21 protein-coding genes are annotated in these 18,475 nt (G+C 69.7%); 9 read left to right on the top strand and 12 right to left on the bottom strand.

Annotation, left to right across the window (positions count from 1 at the left end):
- Nucleotides 1–18: 18 nt before the first annotated feature.
- Nucleotides 19–1,530 carry a SulP family inorganic anion transporter gene (locus tag KEC57_RS02960; protein WP_229383009.1) on the bottom strand — a complete coding sequence of 504 codons (1,512 nt, stop codon included), beginning with the start codon at nucleotides 1,528–1,530 and terminating at the stop codon, nucleotides 19–21.
- 146 nt (nucleotides 1,531–1,676) lie between these two features.
- Between KEC57_RS02960 and KEC57_RS02955 the strand changes: the two genes are divergently transcribed.
- Nucleotides 1,677–2,420, top strand: coding sequence for a sulfurtransferase (locus KEC57_RS02955; protein ID WP_229383008.1), 744 nt, complete (start codon nucleotides 1,677–1,679; stop codon nucleotides 2,418–2,420).
- Between the two features lie 89 nt (nucleotides 2,421–2,509).
- The gene (locus tag KEC57_RS02950; protein ID WP_229383007.1) at nucleotides 2,510–2,881 is read left to right on the top strand and encodes a DUF3054 domain-containing protein; all 372 of its coding nucleotides are present in this window, start codon (nucleotides 2,510–2,512) and stop codon (nucleotides 2,879–2,881) included.
- Nucleotides 2,882–2,905: 24 nt separating this feature from the next.
- Here KEC57_RS02950 and KEC57_RS02945 read toward each other — a convergent pair whose 3' ends face one another.
- From KEC57_RS02945 to KEC57_RS02930, 4 genes are all read right to left on the bottom strand, one after another.
- Nucleotides 2,906–3,205, bottom strand: coding sequence for a hypothetical protein (locus tag KEC57_RS02945; protein ID WP_229383006.1), 300 nt, complete (start codon nucleotides 3,203–3,205; stop codon nucleotides 2,906–2,908).
- A 304-nt stretch (nucleotides 3,206–3,509) separates the two neighbouring features.
- Nucleotides 3,510–3,713 carry a cold-shock protein gene (locus KEC57_RS02940; protein WP_055967130.1) on the bottom strand — a complete coding sequence of 68 codons (204 nt, stop codon included), beginning with the start codon at nucleotides 3,711–3,713 and terminating at the stop codon, nucleotides 3,510–3,512.
- A 615-nt stretch (nucleotides 3,714–4,328) separates the two neighbouring features.
- Entirely contained in the window at nucleotides 4,329–5,132 is an 804-nt protein-coding gene (locus KEC57_RS02935) for an SDR family NAD(P)-dependent oxidoreductase (RefSeq protein WP_229383005.1), read from the bottom strand.
- Between the two features lie 72 nt (nucleotides 5,133–5,204).
- A complete protein-coding gene (locus KEC57_RS02930; RefSeq protein WP_229383004.1) occupies nucleotides 5,205–5,684 on the bottom strand; it encodes a MarR family winged helix-turn-helix transcriptional regulator in 480 nt (159 codons plus the stop codon).
- 129 nt (nucleotides 5,685–5,813) lie between these two features.
- On the opposite strand from KEC57_RS02930, the gene KEC57_RS02925 reads away from it, so the two are divergent.
- Genes KEC57_RS02925 through KEC57_RS02915 form a run of 3 tightly spaced genes read left to right on the top strand, consistent with a single transcriptional unit; the run spans nucleotide 5,814 to nucleotide 8,859 of the window.
- Nucleotides 5,814–6,383: a PadR family transcriptional regulator gene (locus KEC57_RS02925; RefSeq protein WP_229383003.1), complete on the top strand. Its 570-nt coding sequence runs from the start codon at nucleotides 5,814–5,816 to the stop codon at nucleotides 6,381–6,383.
- Nucleotides 6,384–6,433: 50 nt separating this feature from the next.
- Nucleotides 6,434–8,113 carry an ABC1 kinase family protein gene (locus KEC57_RS02920; RefSeq protein ID WP_229383002.1) on the top strand — a complete coding sequence of 560 codons (1,680 nt, stop codon included), beginning with the start codon at nucleotides 6,434–6,436 and terminating at the stop codon, nucleotides 8,111–8,113.
- 26 nt (nucleotides 8,114–8,139) lie between these two features.
- On the top strand, nucleotides 8,140–8,859 hold the full coding sequence (locus KEC57_RS02915) for a DUF1345 domain-containing protein (RefSeq protein WP_229383001.1): 720 nt from the start codon (nucleotides 8,140–8,142) through the stop codon (nucleotides 8,857–8,859).
- A 102-nt stretch (nucleotides 8,860–8,961) separates the two neighbouring features.
- Here KEC57_RS02915 and msrA read toward each other — a convergent pair whose 3' ends face one another.
- From msrA to KEC57_RS02900, 3 genes are all read right to left on the bottom strand, one after another.
- Nucleotides 8,962–9,516 carry a peptide-methionine (S)-S-oxide reductase MsrA gene (gene msrA / locus KEC57_RS02910; RefSeq protein WP_229383000.1) on the bottom strand — a complete coding sequence of 185 codons (555 nt, stop codon included), beginning with the start codon at nucleotides 9,514–9,516 and terminating at the stop codon, nucleotides 8,962–8,964.
- Complete coding sequence (msrB, locus tag KEC57_RS02905; RefSeq protein WP_229382999.1) at nucleotides 9,513–9,986, bottom strand: peptide-methionine (R)-S-oxide reductase MsrB; 474 nt, start codon at nucleotides 9,984–9,986, stop codon at nucleotides 9,513–9,515. Before msrB ends, msrA begins: the two co-directional genes overlap by 4 nt.
- A 129-nt stretch (nucleotides 9,987–10,115) precedes the next feature.
- Nucleotides 10,116–10,571 carry a MarR family winged helix-turn-helix transcriptional regulator gene (locus KEC57_RS02900; RefSeq protein WP_229382998.1) on the bottom strand — a complete coding sequence of 152 codons (456 nt, stop codon included), beginning with the start codon at nucleotides 10,569–10,571 and terminating at the stop codon, nucleotides 10,116–10,118.
- Nucleotides 10,572–10,676: 105 nt separating this feature from the next.
- Here KEC57_RS02900 and KEC57_RS02895 point away from each other — a divergent pair, with 105 nt between their 5' ends.
- Nucleotides 10,677–11,903 carry an MFS transporter gene (locus tag KEC57_RS02895; protein ID WP_229382997.1) on the top strand — a complete coding sequence of 409 codons (1,227 nt, stop codon included), beginning with the start codon at nucleotides 10,677–10,679 and terminating at the stop codon, nucleotides 11,901–11,903.
- A 31-nt stretch (nucleotides 11,904–11,934) separates the two neighbouring features.
- Here KEC57_RS02895 and KEC57_RS02890 read toward each other — a convergent pair whose 3' ends face one another.
- Entirely contained in the window at nucleotides 11,935–13,506 is a 1,572-nt protein-coding gene (locus KEC57_RS02890) for an SAM-dependent methyltransferase (RefSeq protein ID WP_229382996.1), read from the bottom strand.
- 71 nt (nucleotides 13,507–13,577) lie between these two features.
- Here KEC57_RS02890 and KEC57_RS02885 point away from each other — a divergent pair, with 71 nt between their 5' ends.
- Entirely contained in the window at nucleotides 13,578–14,156 is a 579-nt protein-coding gene (locus tag KEC57_RS02885; protein ID WP_229382995.1) for a helix-turn-helix domain-containing protein, read from the top strand.
- Between the two features lie 40 nt (nucleotides 14,157–14,196).
- On the opposite strand, the gene KEC57_RS02880 is transcribed toward KEC57_RS02885, so the two are convergent.
- Entirely contained in the window at nucleotides 14,197–15,411 is a 1,215-nt protein-coding gene (locus KEC57_RS02880) for an MFS transporter (RefSeq protein WP_229382994.1), read from the bottom strand.
- A 180-nt stretch (nucleotides 15,412–15,591) separates the two neighbouring features.
- On the opposite strand from KEC57_RS02880, the gene KEC57_RS02875 reads away from it, so the two are divergent.
- Nucleotides 15,592–16,056, top strand: a complete 465-nt coding sequence (locus tag KEC57_RS02875; protein ID WP_229382993.1) for a VanZ family protein — start codon at nucleotides 15,592–15,594, stop codon at nucleotides 16,054–16,056.
- Here the strand turns inward: KEC57_RS02875 and KEC57_RS02870 are convergent.
- Together KEC57_RS02870 and KEC57_RS02865 are read right to left on the bottom strand one after the other, a co-directional pair.
- Nucleotides 16,029–17,120, bottom strand: a complete 1,092-nt coding sequence (locus KEC57_RS02870; RefSeq protein ID WP_229382992.1) for a sensor histidine kinase — start codon at nucleotides 17,118–17,120, stop codon at nucleotides 16,029–16,031. The genes KEC57_RS02875 and KEC57_RS02870 overlap by 28 nt on opposite strands.
- On the bottom strand, nucleotides 17,117–17,776 hold the full coding sequence (locus tag KEC57_RS02865) for a response regulator transcription factor (RefSeq protein ID WP_229382991.1): 660 nt from the start codon (nucleotides 17,774–17,776) through the stop codon (nucleotides 17,117–17,119). The genes KEC57_RS02870 and KEC57_RS02865 overlap by 4 nt, the downstream gene beginning before the upstream one ends.
- Before the next feature lie 87 nt (nucleotides 17,777–17,863).
- On the opposite strand from KEC57_RS02865, the gene KEC57_RS02860 reads away from it, so the two are divergent.
- The gene (locus KEC57_RS02860) at nucleotides 17,864–18,466 is read left to right on the top strand and encodes a M15 family metallopeptidase (RefSeq protein ID WP_229382990.1); all 603 of its coding nucleotides are present in this window, start codon (nucleotides 17,864–17,866) and stop codon (nucleotides 18,464–18,466) included.
- Nucleotides 18,467–18,475: the final 9 nt, after the last annotated feature.

Raw genomic sequence — 18,475 nt, 5'->3', positions numbered from 1 at the left:
TCGCTCTGCGACGCGGGATCAGCTGCCGCCGCCGAGTTCGCCGCTCAGACGCCGGTGGAACGCGGTCGTCGCGTCGTTCATCCCCTCGAGCTCGACCTCGATGCCGTGTCGTGCGTACTTGGTGACGATCGCGTCGAGCGCGGCGACCGTCGAGGCATCCCACACGTGCGATCGCGACATGTCGATCACGACCCGCGCCGGATCGGCCGCGTACTCGAACTGCGTCGTGAGGTCGTTGCTGGAGGCGAAGAACAGCTCGCCGTCGACGCGGTAGCGCGCGACATCGCCGTCGACGACGCGGGTCACGGTCGTGAAGTGCGCCACGCGCCGTGCGAACAGCACGATTGCGGTGAGGACGCCGACGATCACCCCGATCGCGAGGTTGTGACTCCACACGGTGGCGACGACCGTGACCAGCATCACGAGGGTCTCGCTGATCGGCATCCGCCTCAGCGTCGACGGCCGGACGCTGTGCCAGTCGAAGGTCGACGCCGACACCAGGATCATGACCGCGACGAGCGCGGCCATCGGGATGATCGCGACGATGTCGCCCAGCACCACGACCAGGACGAGCACCCACACGCCCGCCAGGAACGTCGAGATGCGCGTGCGCCCTCCCGATGTCTTGACGTTGATCATCGTCTGGCCGATCATCGCGCACCCGCCGGTGCCGCCGAAGAACGCCGAGGCGATGTTCGCGACACCCAGTCCCCAGGCTTCGCGGGTCTTGCGGGAGCGGGTGTCGGTGATGTCGTCGACGAGCTTCGCGGTCATGAGGGATTCGAGCAGTCCCACCAGGGCGACGGCGAACGCGTACGGCGCGATGATCTGCAGCGTCTCCCACGTCAGCGGCACGTTCGGGATGAGCAGCTCGGGCAGGCTCCGCGGCAGTTCGCCCTGGTCGCCGACATCCGGCACCGCGATGCCGAAAACCGCCACCGCGGCAGTGAGCAGCACGATCGCGATGAGCGGGGCCGGGATCGCACGCGTGATCTTCGGCCAGACGAAGAGGATGCCCAGGCCCGCCGCAACGAGCACGTATACCGGCCACGGCACGTCGATCAGCTGCGGCAGCTGCGACACGAAGATGAGGATCGCCAAGGCGTTCACGAACCCGACCATGACGCTGCGCGGGATGAACCGCATCAGCTTCGCGACGCCCAGCACTGCCAGCACGACCTGGAGGAGACCCGCCAGCACCACGGTCGCGATGAGGAAGTCGGTGCCGTACTCACGAGCGACGGGCGCGATCACGAGGGCGACGGCGCCGGCGGCGGCGGTGATCATCGCGGGGCGACCGCCCGTGAAGGCGATGACGACCGCGAGCACGAACGACGAGAAGAGGCCGACCCGGGGGTCCACGCCCGCCACGACCGAGAACGCTATCGCCTCGGGAATGAGGGCCAGGGCGACGACGAGGCCCGCCAGCACCTCGCGCGTCAGGATCCGCGGGCTGCGCACCGCCTGCAGGACGGTGGGCTCGATACGGTAGCGGGCGGCGCTGTCGGGCGCGGGGATGACGGCGGGCACGAGCGCTCCTGTCGTGGCGTGGCGGGCGCTTCGTTGCGCGACGACCGGGAAGACGGATGACGCGAGCTGCGCGACCTCGGGAGTCTACCCGCCGTACGGGAGAGGCATCGGTCGCAGGTTCCGCGCAGCATCCTTAGGCTGGAGGAGTGGCATCGGTTCTCAACATCTCGGCATATCTGTTCACCCGGATCGACGATGCGCCGACGCTGCGACCGGTTCTGCGGGAGCGGGCGGTCGCTGCCGGGCTGAAGGGCACGATCCTTCTCGCCGAGGAGGGCGTCAACATGTTCCTCGCGGGCGATGCCGATGCGGTGCACGGATTCGTCGACGACCTCCGCGAGGATCCGCGGTTCGCCGGACTCGCGACGAAGGAGAGCTGGTCGAGCGAACAGCCCTTCCGCAAGATGCTCGTGAAGCTCAAGCGCGAGATCATCCGCATGGACCATCCGATGATCAGGCCCGCGCTCTCGCGTGCCCCCGCTGTCGCTCCGGTGACGCTCCGTCGCTGGCTCGATCAGGGCCGCGACGACAACGGCCGAGAGGTCGTGCTGCTCGATACGCGCAACGCGTTCGAGGTGGACTACGGCGCGTTCGCGGGAGCGATGGACTGGCGCATCGAGCGCTTCACGCAGTTCCCGGCGGCCGCGGCCGCTGCGGCAGCGGATCTTCGCGGCAAGACCGTGGTCAGCTACTGCACCGGCGGCATCCGCTGCGAGAAGGCGGCGCTGTACCTGCAGGATCTCGGCGTCGATGCGCTGCAGCTGGACGGCGGCATCCTCGGCTACTTCGAGCACGTCGGAGCCGATCACTGGGAGGGTGACTGCTTCGTCTTCGACGAGCGCGAGGCCCTCGACCCAGGGCTGGCGCCCCAGACCGGAGTCGCCGAATGAGCGGTCACCCTGCTTCGGGTGGCCCGCACGGAGGCTCTGCCGCTTCCCGCCGGCGTAGTCCCCGCGATCCTGAGCGCACGAGCAGTCGCGTGTCGGCCGGGGTGGTCCTCGGCGCCCTCGCCGCCGACATCGTTCTCGTCGCCGCCTTCGCCGCGATCGGCCGGGCGAGCCATGACTCCGACGTGTGGTTCGGCTTGTGGCAGACGGCATGGCCGTTTCTCGCGGGACTCGGCGTCGGCTGGCTGGCGACCCTCGCGTGGCGGGCGCCGCTGGCGCCGGTGCGCACCGGTCTCGGCGTGTGGATCGCGACGGTGGCCGGCGGGATGCTGCTGCGCGCGGCATCCGGTCAGGGAACCGCGCTGCCCTTCGTCGTCGTCGCGTCGGTCACGCTGCTGGTCGCCCTCGTGGGCTGGCGTCTCATCGTGACGCTCATCCGGCGCGCGCGCCGGCGTCCCGTCTGACGCCGCGGGAAGGGGCCGGAGGCCTCACGCGGTCTTGCGCAGTCCCGTCTCTATGACGATGCGATTGCCCTCGATCACGCCCGGGCCGTCACCGGGGACGGGCGCGGGTGCCGGAGCGATCTGCTCGGCCTCCCATACGGCTCGTGCCTCTTCGGCAGTCGGCTGGTACACGATGTCGAAGCCCGCCAGCCCACCGGAAGATCGCGCGACTTCTTCGCCGCGAGCGCGGCGCCGATGCGTGTCGACCGCGACCCACGCGAAGTAGATCGGCAGCGCGAAGAGGATCGCGAGAAATCCCCACATGACCGTCTCGCCGAACTCCATGCCGCCATCGTAGGTCGGCGAGAAGCCGAGAGGTACAGCTACCCCTCTGGCGCGGCGTCGGCGAGCAGCGAGTCGAAGAATGTCGTCTCGAGCTGCACGCGGATGCCGCAGGTGTCGGCGGCGCCGTCAGGAACGCGGCGCCGGACGTGCGATGTGGCGCACCAAAGGTCCCGGTTCTCAGACCGGTCCCTCTTGACCTGTCGAATCACTCCGACAGATCGATCCGCGCCGACAGGATCGACGCGGTCTCATGCCTGACCATCGTCGGCTGGGACGCGATTCGCGTCCCAGCCGACGTGAAAGATCAGAGCGGCCGGATGTTGGCGGCCTGCATGCCCTTCGGGCCGCGCTCGGCCTCGAACTCGACCTTCTGGTCTTCGCGGAGCTCCTTGTAGCCCTCGCCGGTGATCGCGCTGAAGTGCGCGAACAGGTCGGCGCCGCCGTCATCGGGAGCGATGAAGCCGAAGCCCTTCTCGGAGTTGAACCATTTCACGGTGCCAGTGGCCATCGTGTCTTTCCTTCTACTTTTCGGGCCGCGAGAAGCGACCGGGGTGCCGCGCCGACGTGTGCGGAGCGGACGTGTGGGGTGCGTGCGCGAACTGCGCCGCAGAGGGAGGGAGGATGCCGAGACAGCGAGCGACGCGAGCGCGTGGGTCGCGTGGATGCCGAGATCCTCGCCGCGCGCGCCGTGGGCGGCATGGCCGTCTGATTCGGTCGCGACGAAGCCGGCGTATTCGCCGGCGGATGTGGCGACGAAGACGCCGTCGTCAGCCTGTCGCCAATCGAGGCGCGGCGCAGACGTTGACGCAGATGCGGGGTGGATGGTGACGAGTGTCAAAAGGTCTTTCAGAGGAGGGTGGGGCGGCGGTGGCCCGCACAGGGAACTCGGCATGCGCCGGTTGTTCGCGGCGCGGGCGTCAGATGGCTGCTTCTCGACGATGAGCAGAGCATGATCGACGCGATGACCCGACGGTCCGCTCACAAGCGTAGCACCTGACCCTGGGAGGTTGACCCGAATCGTGAGAGACCGTTATCTCAACGGATGGTGAACGTGCCTTCGACCCGCGCACAAACAGATCGCCCCTGCCTCTGCGCGGACGCGAGGGCAGGGGCGATCTCGGATTCAAGCCGTCGGTGCGTCGTTCCACGACCAGATGTCGTCGCCGCGAAGTGTCGCGTCGGCGCCGCCGTCGCAGTAGACCGTCTGGCCGGCCATGTGGGTGTTCGCCGGGCTCGTCAGCCAGACCAGCAGCTCGGCGATCGACGAGGCCGGCTGATGGTGGTTCAGGGGCATGGGAACCGCGGCGTCGACCATCGCCGCACCTTCGGGCGATGCCAGGAGCTCCGCGGTCATGGGCGTGACGACGGTGCCCGGAGCGACGGCGTTGAGCGGGATCCCCGCTCCCGCCCAGTCCGGCGAGATCGACTCGCGCCGCACCCACCGTGAGAGTGCGCGCTTCGAGGACGGGTAGTTCAGGTAGCCGAGCCGAGGATCCTTGGCGAGTTCGTCGCCGATCGCCACGGCCATCGCTTCGTCGCCCGCGAGGGCGGCGTCGACGAGAGCCGGCGCGATGGGCTGCAGAGTGGCCATCGACGATACGACGGCGGCGCGGGGCGCCTCGGACTCTCGCAGCGCCGGAAGCAGGGCGGTGAGCAGCTCGGTGACGCCGAAGTAGTTGATCGACATCGTCTTCGCGATCGGTGCCGAGATGCCGGCGCATGCGATCACGGCATCGATGACGCCGTTCGCCCTCGCGATCGCCGAGGCGGCGGCATCCGCTCGGCCCGCAGGCGTGGACAGATCCGCTTCGACCTCGGCGCCGCGCAGGTCGATGCCGATCACGTTCTCACCTCGCGATCGAAGCAGCTCGGCCGTCGCGGCTCCGATTCCGGATGCCGAACCGGTGACGACATACGTGCGTGTCATTCTCTGTCTCCTCTTCGTGATGCAGCGCTCGGGTGGGGCGCTGGAGCGGGATGCGCAGATCGGTGCGCGAGATCAGTGGATTCGCGGGACGGGGGATGCCGTGAGGAGCCCGTCGACGAAGCGGCGGAGCAGCTCGCCGAACATCTCCGCCTCGCCCGTCGTCCATTGCGCGAGCACCTGGCCGACCATCTCGTGTCCCGCGGCCGCGAGTCGACGGAACGCCTCTTCGCCGGCGGGCGTGAACGCCACGGTGGTCCCGCGACCGTCCCCGGGGGCCTCGGTCCTGAGGACGAGTCCGTCGGCGACGAGCCGCGCGATGAGCTTGGAGGTTGTCGGCCGCGTGAGGTGCAGCGCGTCGGCGAGTTCGCTCGGCCGCACCCGGCCGCCGTGAAGGCCCAGCGTGTAGACCGCTCGGACCTCGATCGGATCGAGCCGGACCCCCACCCCGCCGGCGATCGCGGTCTGCACTTCGCTGGACGACCAGCGCGACATCAGGTCGGTGAGCGAGGTCAGCAGTTCCGCGTGAAGCGGGCTCATGTCCTCCGTCGCCATGCATCCAGTCTAGCAATGTAATTGCCTGAGGCAACTAGTTGAACGAATCCATCGACGAAGCACCTTGTCTACCGATATATCGCTAGGTATCGTCGAGGTATCGGAACGCACTCGTTCGAGGAGGTCATCATGAGCGGTTCATCCACGGGAGATCGCTTCGGTCCGCGCCATCGCGGCCAGGGCGGGTCGCTGCCAGGTGGCCTGTGGGAGGCGATGGAGCAGCTTCGCGAGGTGTTCGAGCAGCGTTTCGCCCCGTCCCGCGTCGCCCGCGGCGACGTGCGCGCCGCGGTGCTGGCGATCCTCGCCGAGAAGCCGATGCACGGCTACCAGATCATTCAGGAGATCGAGGCGCGCAGCGACGGCGCCTGGAAGCCCAGCCCCGGATCGGTCTACCCGACGCTGCAGCTTCTCGCCGATGAAGGCCTGATCAGCGCAGAAGAGTCCGGCGGCAAGAAGACCTACTCGCTGACCGATTCCGGACGCGAAGAGGTCGCATCGTCCGAGGAGCGCACGGCGCCTTGGGAGGCATTCGGCAGTCCCGAAGCCGCCCGCAGCACCGCACTGCCCAAGGCCGGTGCGAAGCTCGCCCAGGCAGCGGCGCAGGTCGCCCGCGGCGGCACTCCCGAGCAGGTTCAGCAGGCGGTCGACGTGCTCGACGAGGCTCGTCGTAAGCTCTACTCGATCCTCGCCCAGGACTGACCAGGAGCGGAGCGACCGCCGGCGCCGAGCCGTCGGGATCAGGAGATTCGATGGCCCACGCCGCCAGTTCGCGCGCCCGCTACCGCCGCATCCTGCGGTTCGCCGCCCGCTACATGGCGCAGGCGTGGTGGTTCGAGCTGTTCCTTCCGCGAATCGGCCTGAGCGGCCTCGCCGCGCGTGGCCGTGCGGCTCGTCTGCAGAACATCGCACGCCGATTCCACACGCTCGCCGTCTCGCTCGGCGGACTCATGATCAAGGTCGGTCAGTTCATGTCGTCGCGCCTCGACGTGCTGCCGCCCGAGATCACGAAAGAACTCGAAGGCCTGCAGGACGAAGTGCCGCCGGTGCCCTTCCCGGCCATCCGCGCGCTCGCCGAGGCCGAACTGGGAATCCCGCTCGAGCGCGCGTACGCGCGGGTCGACGAGGAACCGCTGGCCGCGGCATCCCTCGGCCAGGCGCACCGCGCACGGCTCGCCGACGCGGAAGCGGCCGAGACCGGATTCGCCGACGTCGTGATCAAGGTGCAGCGGCCCGGCATAGACGAGATCGTCGACACGGACCTCGCGGCGCTCCGCCGCGTCTCGGGATGGCTCAACCGGGTCAAGGTCGTGCGCGATCACGTGGATCTGCCCGAGCTCATCGAGGAGTTCGCGCACACGAGCCGGGACGAGATCGACTATCTGCACGAGGCGCAGAACGCGGAACGGTTCGCCGCGAACTTCTCCGACGACGTGCGCGTGGCCGTGCCGGAGATCGCCTGGGAACGCACCACCCGCCGGGTTCTCACGCTCGCTGACGTGACGGCGATCAAGATCAACGACGTCGACGGTCTGCGCGCCGCGGGAATCGATCCGTCGGAGGTCGCCGCCGAGTTCGCGAACGTCATGTTCGACCAGTTGTTCGTCGACGGCTTCTTTCACGCCGACCCGCATCCGGGCAACATCTTCGTCACCCCGACGCCGGAGGGGGAGCGTCCGTACAAGCTCACCTTCATCGACTTCGGGATGATGGGCGAGGTGCCTGACAGGCTCCGTCACGGGCTGCAGCAGCTCATCATCGCGGTGGCGTCGCGCAACAGCCGTCAGCTCGTGGACAGCATCCGAGATGTCGGCGTGCTGCTGCCGTCGGCCGACACGGCTGAGCTCGAGCGGGCGATGACGGCCCTGTTCGCGCGATTCGGCGGCATGGGGTTCGCCGAGCTGCAGAAGGTGGACCCGCGAGAGTTCCAGGAGTTCGCGGTCGAGTTCGGCGATCTGGTGCGGGCGCTGCCGTTCCAGCTGCCGGAGAATTTCCTGCTGATCGTGCGCGCGGTGTCGCTGACGTCGGGGATGTGCAGCTCGCTGGATCCCGACTTCAACATCTGGGACGCGGTGGAGCCGTATGCGGCGCAGCTGCTGCGCGACGAGCGCGGGAACGTGGTGCAGGCGTTCGCGCGCGAAGCGGTCTCGGTCGCCGGCACCCTCGCCCGCCTGCCGCGGCGGATCGACGACGTCGTCACCCGCCTCGACGAAGGGCGCCTCGCCGTCGAGACGCCTCGGCTGGACCAGCGGATGCGACGCCTCGAGAGGGTGGGGCGGCGGATCGTATCGGCGGTGCTGTTCGCCGGCCTGTTCATCGGGGGAGTCGTCCTGCGGCCGGACGAGCCCGTCTTCGGCCTCGTGTTGATGGTGGCCTCGGTGCCCGCGCTGCTGCACGCGCTGCTGGCAGGGATGGGCGGGCGGCGCGACTAGCAGCCTCCGGGCTGCAGCGCGGGTGAGTGTTCCGGGCCTCGACGACGGATGCCCGCTACCGTGGCAGCAGGAAGGTCGCGACTCTGGGGGTGCGTGTGGTCGGAGCGGTGATCGTGCGGATCGCGGATCTGCTCGTGCAGCTCGTGCTGGTGTGGCTGGGCATCTCTCTCATCGGGTCCGACGGCGACGCGCTGACCATCGATCTGCTGGCATGGTGGGGCCTGGTCGGCACGCTCTACTGGATCGCGTCGGTGGCCGCCGTCGGCATCAGCGTGCGGCGGGGTGCGAAGCGGACCGCGGCGAACTGGCTGCAGCACGTCGATCGGCATCCGATCGTGGGCATCATCTCGACCACGGCCACGTTCGTCGCCAGCCTCGTCGGAATCGTCGCGGCCACCGAGATCCTGGTGCTGCGCAACGACCCGAAGTGGGCGGGATGGGTCGAGCCCGTGGCGGTCTGGGCGATGCTGCTCGCGTGGGCGCTGTTCCACTGGGGCTTCGCGCGCATCTACGACCGCCGCTACCGGCGCTCCGAGGTCGCTCCGCTCCTGTTTCCGGGCACCGACGCCCCGCGCCTCGTCGACTTCGTCTACTTCTCGTTCACGAACGCCACCAACTTCTCGGTGTCGGATGTCCAGGTGATGACGAGCCGGATGCGCTGGACCGTCGTGTGGCACACGACCATCAGCTTCTTCCTGAACGCGCTCATCATCGTGCTGGCCTTCAGCACGATCATCAACGGCTGAAGCGCCCGCAGGAGAGAACGACGGATGCCGCGACCCGTCGGGTCGCGGCATCCGCTGCGGGTTCACGCCTGGACGGCCTCGCTCATCGTGCGAGGCTCGCCGTCATGCGGTGGCGTCGGCGCGCTTGGGCAGCACCCACCCGGCACGCGGGAAGTGGCACGTGTAGCCGTTCGGGTAGGTGATCAGGTAGTCCTGGTGCTCGGGCTCGGCCTCCCAGAACGGGCCGACGGGCTCGATCGTGGTGACGGCCTTGCCGGGCCAGAGACCCGACGCGTCGACGTCGGCGATGGTGTCGCGCGCGACCCGCTCCTGCTCCGGCGAGAGCGGGAAGATCGCCGAGCGGTAGCTCGAGCCGATGTCGTTGCCCTGGCGATCCTTCGTCGACGGATCGTGGATCTGGAAGAAGAACGCCAGGATGTCGCGATACGACGTCGTCGACGGGTCGAACACGATCTCCACCGCCTCGGCGTGGCCGGGGTGGCGGCGATAGGTCGCATGATCGTTCTGGCCGCCCGTATAGCCGACGCGGGTGTCGAGCACCCCGGGCTGGCGGCGGATGAGGTCCTCCATGCCCCAGAAACAGCCGCCGGCGAGAACAGCCGTCTCTGAGTCGGGGGTCTGGGTGATGGTGCCGGTGTCGGTGGGTCCGCTGGTCATGACGCGTGCTCCTGGTCGTCGGTGGTGGGGTGGAAGAGTCCGCGGTATTCACCGTAGCCCTGTGCGTCGAGCTCGGTCGCGGGGATGAAGCGCAGTGCCGCCGAGTTCATGCAGTAGCGCAGGCCGCCGGCATCCCGCGGTCCATCTCGGAAGACGTGACCGAGGTGACTGTCGGCACCCGACGAGCGCGCCTCGGTGCGGGGCATCAGCAGCTTCCAGTCGGTCTTGGTCGTGACGGCGTCGGAATCGATGGGACGGGTGAAGCTCGGCCATCCGGTGCCGCTGTCGTACTTGTCGATCGACGAGAACAAGGGCTGGCCAGAGACCACGTCGACGTAGATCCCGTCGTCGTGGTTGTCCCAGTAGGTGTTGCGGAACGCAGGCTCGGTGCCGTCGTCCTGCGTGACCCGGTACTGGGTGTCGGTGAGGCGGCTGAGCGCCTCGGGGGTCTTGCGGTAGTCGTTGCTCACAGTGTGGCTCCTCCTCGGCGACGGCGCTGGCTGCGGCGTCTTAGAGGAGAACGGCTGCGCGCGGCCTTTTGGTCCCGCGAACCTGGGAGCGGGGTGTGAGTTCCGCGGACGCCGACGGACGGCATCCGGTCAGACGCCGGCCTTCGCCTCCGTGGCGTGCAGGGCCTCGACGACCGGCGCGAGCTCGGGCTGCTCGGCGGCTTGGACGAGGATGCGCTCGAGGGTGTCGTCATGCGTGGGGCGAGCGCGCTCGTAGAGCTGCTGGCCGGCGGGCGTGAGCTCGGTGTAGATGCCGCGGCGATCGTCGGCGCACAGCACGCGTCGCAGAAGTCCACGGTCTTCGAGACGGTTGACCAGTCGAGTGGTCGCGCTGGGGCTGAGCGCTGTCGCACGGGCCAGTTGCTGCATGCGCATATGCCACCCGTCCTGACGGCTGAGCGCGTCGAGCACGGTGTACTCGACCACGGACAGGTCGGCGGCGGTGCTCAGCGAGCGCTCGAGTTCGGACTCGATGAGGCCGTGAAGTGCGGCGAGTGTGCGCCATCCGCGGGCGCGGATCTCGACGGCGTCGTCGGCGATGCCCATGGTTCTCCTCGGATCATTGCTTGCGCTTTATATTTGCGTGTGCAAGTATCTATGTCTCGGGCGCAATATCCCGCGTTTGCAATGAATCCTACCGGAGTTCTCCTCATGCCGCTCGGTCTTCTCTCGCTCGCCATCGGTGCCTTCGGCATCGGATTGACGGAGTTCGTCATCATGGGCCTGCTGCCCGAGGTCGCGGCCGACTTCGCCGTCACCGAACAGGCGGCGGGATGGCTCATCACCGGCTACGCGCTGAGTGTGACGGTCGGTGCACTCGGTCTGACCGCCGCAACCGTGCGGCTGCCGCGCAAACAGGTGCTGCTGGCGCTGCTCGTCCTCTTCATCGTCGGCAACGTCGTCACCGCGATCGCCGCGGAATACAACGTCGCGATGCTGGGGCGCATCCTCGCGGCACTCTGCCATGGTGCGTTCTTCGGCATCGGGTCGGTCGTCGCGGCCGGTCTCGTCGCGCCCGAGAAGCGTGCGGGCGCCATCGCGATCATGTTCACCGGGCTCACCGCCGCCAACGTGCTGGGTGTGCCGTTCGGCACCTTCCTCGGGCAGGCGTACGGCTGGCGCGCGACGTTCTGGGTGATCTCGGGCATCGGAGTGCTCGCGCTCATCGGCGTCGCGCTCCTCGTGCCGGCCTCGCGCACATCGGCAGCGCCGGTGAGTCTGCGTCGTGAGGTCGGCGCCTTCCGGTCGGGTCAGGTATGGCTCTCGCTCACCGTCACCGTGCTCGCATTCGGCGGCATGTTCGGCGCGTTCACCTACATCGCCTACACGCTCACCGAGGTCTCGGGCTTCGCGTCGTCGGCGGTGCCGTGGCTGCTGGTGCTGTTCGGCGTCGGGCTCATCGTCGGCAACTGGCTCGGCGGCCGCCTCGCCGACCGCTCGATCGATCGCACGCTCCTGGGCTTCATCGGCGCGCTGGTCGTGGTGCTCGTCGCCTTCGCGCTGTTCTCCGGCTCGCCGGTGGCGACCGCCGTGGCGCTGGTGCTCATGGGCGGCTTCGGATTCGGCACCGTTCCGGGGCTGCAGAGCCGGGTGATGGTCTACGCCGGTCGCGCGCCCACGCTGGCGTCGGGAGCCAACATCGGCGCCTTCAACATCGGCAACGCCCTCGGCGCCTGGCTGGGTGGCGTCGGCATCGCGGCCGGCCTCGGGTACACCTCGCCGATCTGGATCGGTGCGGCCATCACCGCGGTCGGACTGATCGTGATGATCATCGCGGCCCGGCTCGCCCGCACGTCACGAACCACGCCGCCGGACTCGGCTGCCGTGGCCGTCGACGCACAGGCATCCGGGTGGGAGGCCGCCCGCGCGGTCGGGTAGTGACATCCCTCGCCGCGCGCTGAGGCATGGATCACGGCGAGCGTCGCATCATAACGACGCCGTCGTCCAGGTGTGCGGGACGGCCGTCGGGCGCGCTCGCCTGGCGCGAGCGGACCTCGGCCAGCTCCACCGTCCACTCCGCGGGGTCGAGCGAGAGCTCGGCGACCTCGTCGGCCGGTCCGAGGAACACGTGGTCGCGCACGTGCTCGGCGGTCGCCCACGGCGGCGGGGCGGCGTGCGACACGATCAGCAGACGACCTCCCGGGGCCACCCGAGCCGCCGCCCTGCGCAGCGCCGCGGTGCGGTCCAGGGCGACGGGGGAGTGCAGGAAGCTCGCCGTCACCAGGTCGTACGCCGCCTCGTCGTCCCACTCCGCGAGATCGTGCGCGACGAAGCGCGCCCGGTCTCCCGCGACTCCGGATGCCGCCGCGGCACTCGACGCGCGGCGGACCGCGGTCGGCGAGATGTCCAGACCCACGGCATCCCACCCCTGCCGAGCCAGCCAAATGGTGTCGGCGCCCTCGCCGCACCCCAGGTCGAGGGCGCGGCCCGGGGTGAGTGAGGTCACGACGTCCACCAGCGTCGGGTTGGGCCGGCCCGACCACATCCGCTCGGCGTCGGCGTAGCGGTGCTCCCAGTACTCGGCAGGTGCGACGGTGTGCCACTCGCCGTGCCGTTCACGCAGCGCCGCGTCGGTGTCCTGCTCGACGAGCGCCGCGTTGACGCTCGCACCGACCATCGAGCCCGCGCCCATCGACACCGGTACATTCGCCATGGGGGCCACGACGTTGCCGGCGGCGTAGATGCGCCGAGCGCTGGTCCTGCCCGCTGCGTCGACCGCGAGGAACGAGCCGGCAGGAGTCTCGGATCGCTCGAGCTCGAGGTGGGCGAGGAAGCCGTCGAGCGGGCGCAGCGTCGCCGCGGTGAAGAGTGCGCCGACCGCGATCATGCGATCGTCGTTCACGCGCACGCCGGTCACCTCTCCCGCTTCGCCGACCACTTCGACGACCGGTTCGGCCACGATCTTCACGCCGCGGCCGCGCAGGCGCCGTTCGATCCCGGGGTCGATCGGCCCGACAATGCCCGTGAAGACGATGACGTCGTCGCTCCACTGCCGGATGAGCTGGGCCTGGTGCAGCCCGTGATCCGAGGTGAGCAGCACGCCGAGCGTCCGGCCCCGCACCTCCCATCCGTGACAGTACGGACAGTGCAGCACTCCCGCGCCCCAGCGCTCGGCGAGACCCGGGATGTCGGGCAGGTCGTCGGCGACGCCGGTCGCGACGATGACGGCGCGCGCCGTCTCGTTCCGACCGTCTGCGAAGGTCACGACGGCGTGATCTGCGTGCTCGTCGACGCGTTCCACCGCGGCAGAGCGCACCTCGACGCCGTATGCCTCTACTTCGCCGCGGCCCCGGGCGAGCAGGGCGTCCGGGGTCATGCCGTCATGACCGAGGACGCCGTGCATGTGCGCGGCGAATCGGTTGCGCGGCGCGCCGCCGTCGATGACGAGCGTGCGCCGCCGTGCCCGTCCGAGCATCTGCGCGGCGCTGAGCCCCGCCGCCCCGGCGCCGATCACGATCGCGTCCCATGTCTCTGCATCCATGTCGTCCAGCATGCGCGGGGCTAGGATGAATGCGCAATCAGATTTGCTGAAATGGCAAGGAGTGCGGACGGATGCCGGGAGATCTCGAGCGGGTGGGCGCACGACTGCGCGCCGCGCGACAGGCGAAAGGACTCACGCTCGAAGACGTGGCGGCGCGAGCCGGCATGTCGACGAGCACTCTGTCGCGGCTGGAGTCGGGCAAGCGGCAGGCGAGCCTGGCGCTGCTGGTGCCGATCACGCGACAGCTCGGCATCCGCATCGACGATCTGGTGCGTCCCGACTCGCCAGACCCGCGAGTGCGGCGCGCCGTGATACGCCGCAACGGGCTGGTGATCGCCCCGCTGGCACCCGAGGACTCGCCGATCGAGACCTATCGGATCACCTACCCGCCGGTCGCCGAGCTGCCCGACCTGCGCGTGCACGACGGGTTCGAGTGGCTGTACGTGCTCTCGGGAAAGCTCAGACTGCGCCTGGGTGAGCAGGACCTGGTGCTGAGCCGCGGCGAGGCGGCAGAGTTCGACACCCGCACGCCGCACGCGATGAGCGCGGCCGGGCAGAAACCGGCCGAGGTGCTCAGCATCTTCAATGCCGACGGCGTGCGGATGCACACGCACGGTGCCGGCGCCTCGGGTGGGGGCAGCGCAGGCTGAGGTGCGCCCGATCCGCTCGCGTGCCCAGAGCGCCGGCCGCCTACGGTGTGCTTCCCACCGCCGCGCGCCGCCGCATCACCAGGCCGGCGCCGACCGTCGCGACGAGCACGAGCGATGAGAACACCAGCAGCACGGTCGTCTCGCTGACGAAGAGCAGGCTGACTCCCACCGCGATGACCGGCAGGGCGAGTCCGCAGTAGGCGATGAGGAAGATGAGCGCGAGAGTCTCGCCCCGCCTGCCGGGTTCGGCGAGCGATGCGGCGGTGGCGATGGCGGAGCGGAAGAGGATGCCGACGCCGACGCCCGCGACGATCCCGCCCGCGAGGAAGAGTCCCAGCGAGGGCGTCAGCGCACCGGCCGCGATGGCGACGAGCCCCACAGTGCAGCTCACGATGGCGATCATCAGCTGCCGGGCGAGCACCACTCGGGCGAGCGCGACCTGCGCGATCGCGGCGGACGCGAACACCGCGAACGGTGTCGCACCGGCCAGCAGATGGCTGTGCTGGTCGAACGCGTCGATGAGGAACGTCGGGGCGAGCGAGGTGAACAGTCCGAACAACGCGAACGAGGCGAACGCGCCGAGCCCCGCGGCGACGAAGGCGGGGCGCGACCTCGAGGGGAGGGCGAGCCGCTGCGGACGATATCTCGGCCGAGGCTCGACGGGCTCCGTGGTCTCGGGGACGGCGACGAGCACGAGTGCGACGATGAGGAGCAGCACGAGGAACACCGCGTGCGGCAGCACCAGTGGATCCGGGAGGTACTCCGCGAACACGCCGCCGATGAGCGGGCCGAGCGCCAGTCCGCCGAGGTTGGCCGCTCCGGCGACGGACGCCGCGATGATGATGTTCTCGGCCGGGCGCGAGATCGCGCGCAGCTCACCGAGATAGGCGGTGGCCGTGGCGGTCAGGATGCCGATGCTCACGCCGTTGACGAATCGTGCCGTGAGCAGCCCCGGCACGTCGTTCCAGACGAGGAACAGCACCGCGGACAGCGCCGAGACGACCACCGCGATCACCGACATCCGCCGCCGACCGGCCCAGTCGCTGATGTGCCCCACGAAGAAGAGGCTGAAGACGACCCCGACCGCGTAGGCCGCGAAGATCATCGTGATCACCCACACCGGGAAGCCGTCGCGCTCCTGGTAGAGCGGGTAAAGGGGAGTCGGCACCGTCGAGTACGCCATGGTCGTGACGAAGGCGGCAGCGACGACCCAGAACCCGGCGTGGTGCGAGAGGCGGCGCGGGGTCGCGGTCATGCTCGTCCGATCTCAGATGTGCCTCGATCGAGTCGGCCTCGATCAGGTCGTTCCTCGAACATAAGGCGCGCCGACTCCGCCGTGTTCCCCGAGCACGCCGAAACGCATACGCTCCCGCAACATCGGCTCGCGTGGACTGGAGCAGCCGGTTCCTCCCGAAGGCCGGCGGAAGGGCCGAACATGACCGGCATCTCCACGACCCCGCGCCGCGGCATCCGTCTTCTCGGCGCGTGTCTGGCGGCGGCCGCCGTCACCCTGCTCACCCTCGCACCGCGCTCTCTCGTGGCGCCGGCCCGCGGGGCGTTCATGAGCGCGATGGATGCCGTCGCGGAGCCCCTCCTCGCCTGGTTTCCCGCCGGCGACGCCGAGAGCGTCCTGAACACGCTCCTGTTCGTACCGCTCGGCGCGACGATCGCGCTGCTGCTGACGCGGCGGGCCTGGCCGGTCGCGATCCTCGCCGGCTTCGCACTCTCGGCGACCGTCGAGTACGCGCAGGTCTCGATCCCCGGCCGTGTGCCCGACCTCGACGACGTGCTGTGGAACACCGTCGGTGCGGTGATCGGGGTGGCGGTCGTGACCGTCCCGCGGCTGATCGCCGGTGCTGCCCGGCGCGCGCGTCAGCGAGTCAGCGTCACGCGGACCTGAAGCCCGCCCTCCGCCAGCCCTTGCACGTCGAGAGCGCCGTCGTGCGCCCGCACGATCGAGGTGACGATCGCGAGGCCGAGGCCGGCGCCCTCGTTTCCGCTGCGGCGCGTGCGTCCCGCGCCGCGCACGAATGGCTCGGCGAGCGTCGCGACGACGTCCGATTCGAGGAACGGGCCGCTGTTGGCCACGATCAGCTCGACCGGTGCGGAACTCGAGATCGAGACCCGCACCCATCCGCCGTCCACGTTGTGCGCCACCGCGTTGTGCACGAGGTTGGCAGCGAGCCGGCCGAGCAGCGTTCGATCTCCCGTCACGACGGCAGGCTCGAAAGACGTGTCGAAGCGGATGCCGCGAGCCGCGGCATCCGCCTGCTCCGCGTCGACCGCCTCGGCGACGAGCACCGCGAGATCCACGCGCGTCGTCTCGAGTTCGAGTCCCCGCCCGGCCCTCGCCAGCGTGAGGAGGGCTTCGGTCGTCGCGATGGCGCGGTCATTGGTCGTGGCGATCCGCTGGAGGAGGACGTCGACGTCGCGACCGCCCGGGTCGGCCTGGGCGACCTCGACCATCGTGCGGATGATCGCGTGCGGGGTGCGCAGCTCATGCGACGCGTTGGCCGCGAACCGGCGCTCCTCGTCGATGGTGTGCTCCACGCGGTCGAGCATGGCGTCGAGGGTGTCGGCGAGGTCGGTGAGCTCGTCCCGCCGGCCGGGGAGGGCGACGCGCTGATCGAGGCGGCCGTCGCGGGCGAGGCGGGCGGCATCCGTGATCCGATCCAGCGGCCGCAGCACGACCCCGGCGAGCAGCCAGCCTCCCACGAGTCCGAACGCGACCAACCCTGCGATCGCCCACCACGTGTAGCGGACGAAGACCTCCAGGAGGTTGTCGCGGTTCGGTGCCCACCCTCCACCGGCGACGTAGAGGGCGCCGTCGGGAACGAAGCGCAGCAGCAGGAAGCCGACGGCGAACAGCGCGATCCCCGCAACGACGAGGAACCCCGCGTAGCTGAGTGCGAGCCTCACCCGCACCGAGAGTCCGCGCGGCCGCTGCGGCGTCTGACCGGTCACGAGCTCATCCGGTACCCGACGCCCGCGACCGTCTCGATGACCCACGGTTCGCCGAGGCGCTTTCGCAGGGTCGAGATCGTGATGCGCACGGCGTTCGTGAACGGGTCGGCGTTCTCGTCCCACGCGCGCTCGAGCAGGTCTTCGGCACTCACGACACCGCCGCCTGCCGTCATGAGCACATCGAGCACGGCGAACTGCTTGCGCGTGAGAGCGATGTAGCGGCCGTCGCGGAACACCTCTCGGCGGAAGCGATCGAGTCGGATGCCGGAGATCTCGACGACCGGGGGAGCACCCGCCGCCGGGCGCCGGCCGAGGGCCCGCAGGCGCAGCATCAGTTCGCGCAGCGCGAAGGGCTTGGTGAGGTAGTCGTCGGCGCCGCTTTCGAACCCCGCCGCCTTGTCATCGAGCCGGTCGGCGGCCGTCAGCATCAGGATGCGGGGACTCTCGGGCTCGCGCGCGAGGCGTCGCGCGATCTCGTCGCCGTCGGGTCCCGGGATGTCGCGGTCGAGCACGACGACGTCGTACGAGTTCACCGCGAGCAGCTCCAGAGCGCCGTCGCCGTCGCCGGCGATGTCGGCGGCGATCGCCTCGAGACGCAGCCCATCGCGGATCGCCTCGGCGAGGAAGAGCTCGTCCTCGACGATCAGCACCCGCATGCGCCCAGCCTAGGTCGCGGCGCATATCGCCGGCGTATGCGATTGCGCGTACGCCCTCGCAACACGCTTGCGCGTGGGATGGGGAGCATGCCGGATCCCGTCCTCGTTCCCACCACGCTCGTCCGCCCGCCGTCGCGCACCCGCCAGCTGACGTTCGTCGCGCTCGGCATCTGTCTCGCAGCCCTCCTCGCATCGCTCGCGGCCGTCGTCATCAACGTGACGCTCGCGTCGGCCGTCGCCCCCTTCGCACCCACCGCCGACGAGGGGCACATCTCCGAAGGTTCGGTCGTGACCCTCGCCGACGACGACGTGCCGGCTATCGCCCGGCTCGACCCCGCACTGCGCGACGCGATGCGCCGTGCAGAGGCCGACGCCGCAGCCGTGGGCATCGCGTTCCAGGTGACGAGCGGCTGGCGCAGCGAGGCCTATCAGCGGTGGCTGCTCGCCGATGCGATCGAACAGTACGGGAGCGAGGAGGTCGCGCGGCAGTTCGTCGCGACGCCCGATCGCTCCCGCCACGTCACCGGCGACGCGGTCGACATCGTGCCCCTCGACGCGCAGCTCTGGCTGATCGAGAACGGCTCCCGCCACGGCATCTGCCAGACCTATGCGAACGAACGCTGGCACTTCGAGCTCGCGACCCGGCCCGGCGGCGCGTGCCCGGAGATGAAGGCCGATGCCGCGGGCTGAACCCCGGGC

Source organism: Microbacterium allomyrinae (genome assembly GCF_020682705.1).
Lineage (GTDB): Bacteria > Actinomycetota > Actinomycetes > Actinomycetales > Microbacteriaceae > Microbacterium > Microbacterium allomyrinae.
Note: the sequence above shows the minus strand (reverse complement) of the source record. Positions and strands in the feature narration are given on the sequence as shown.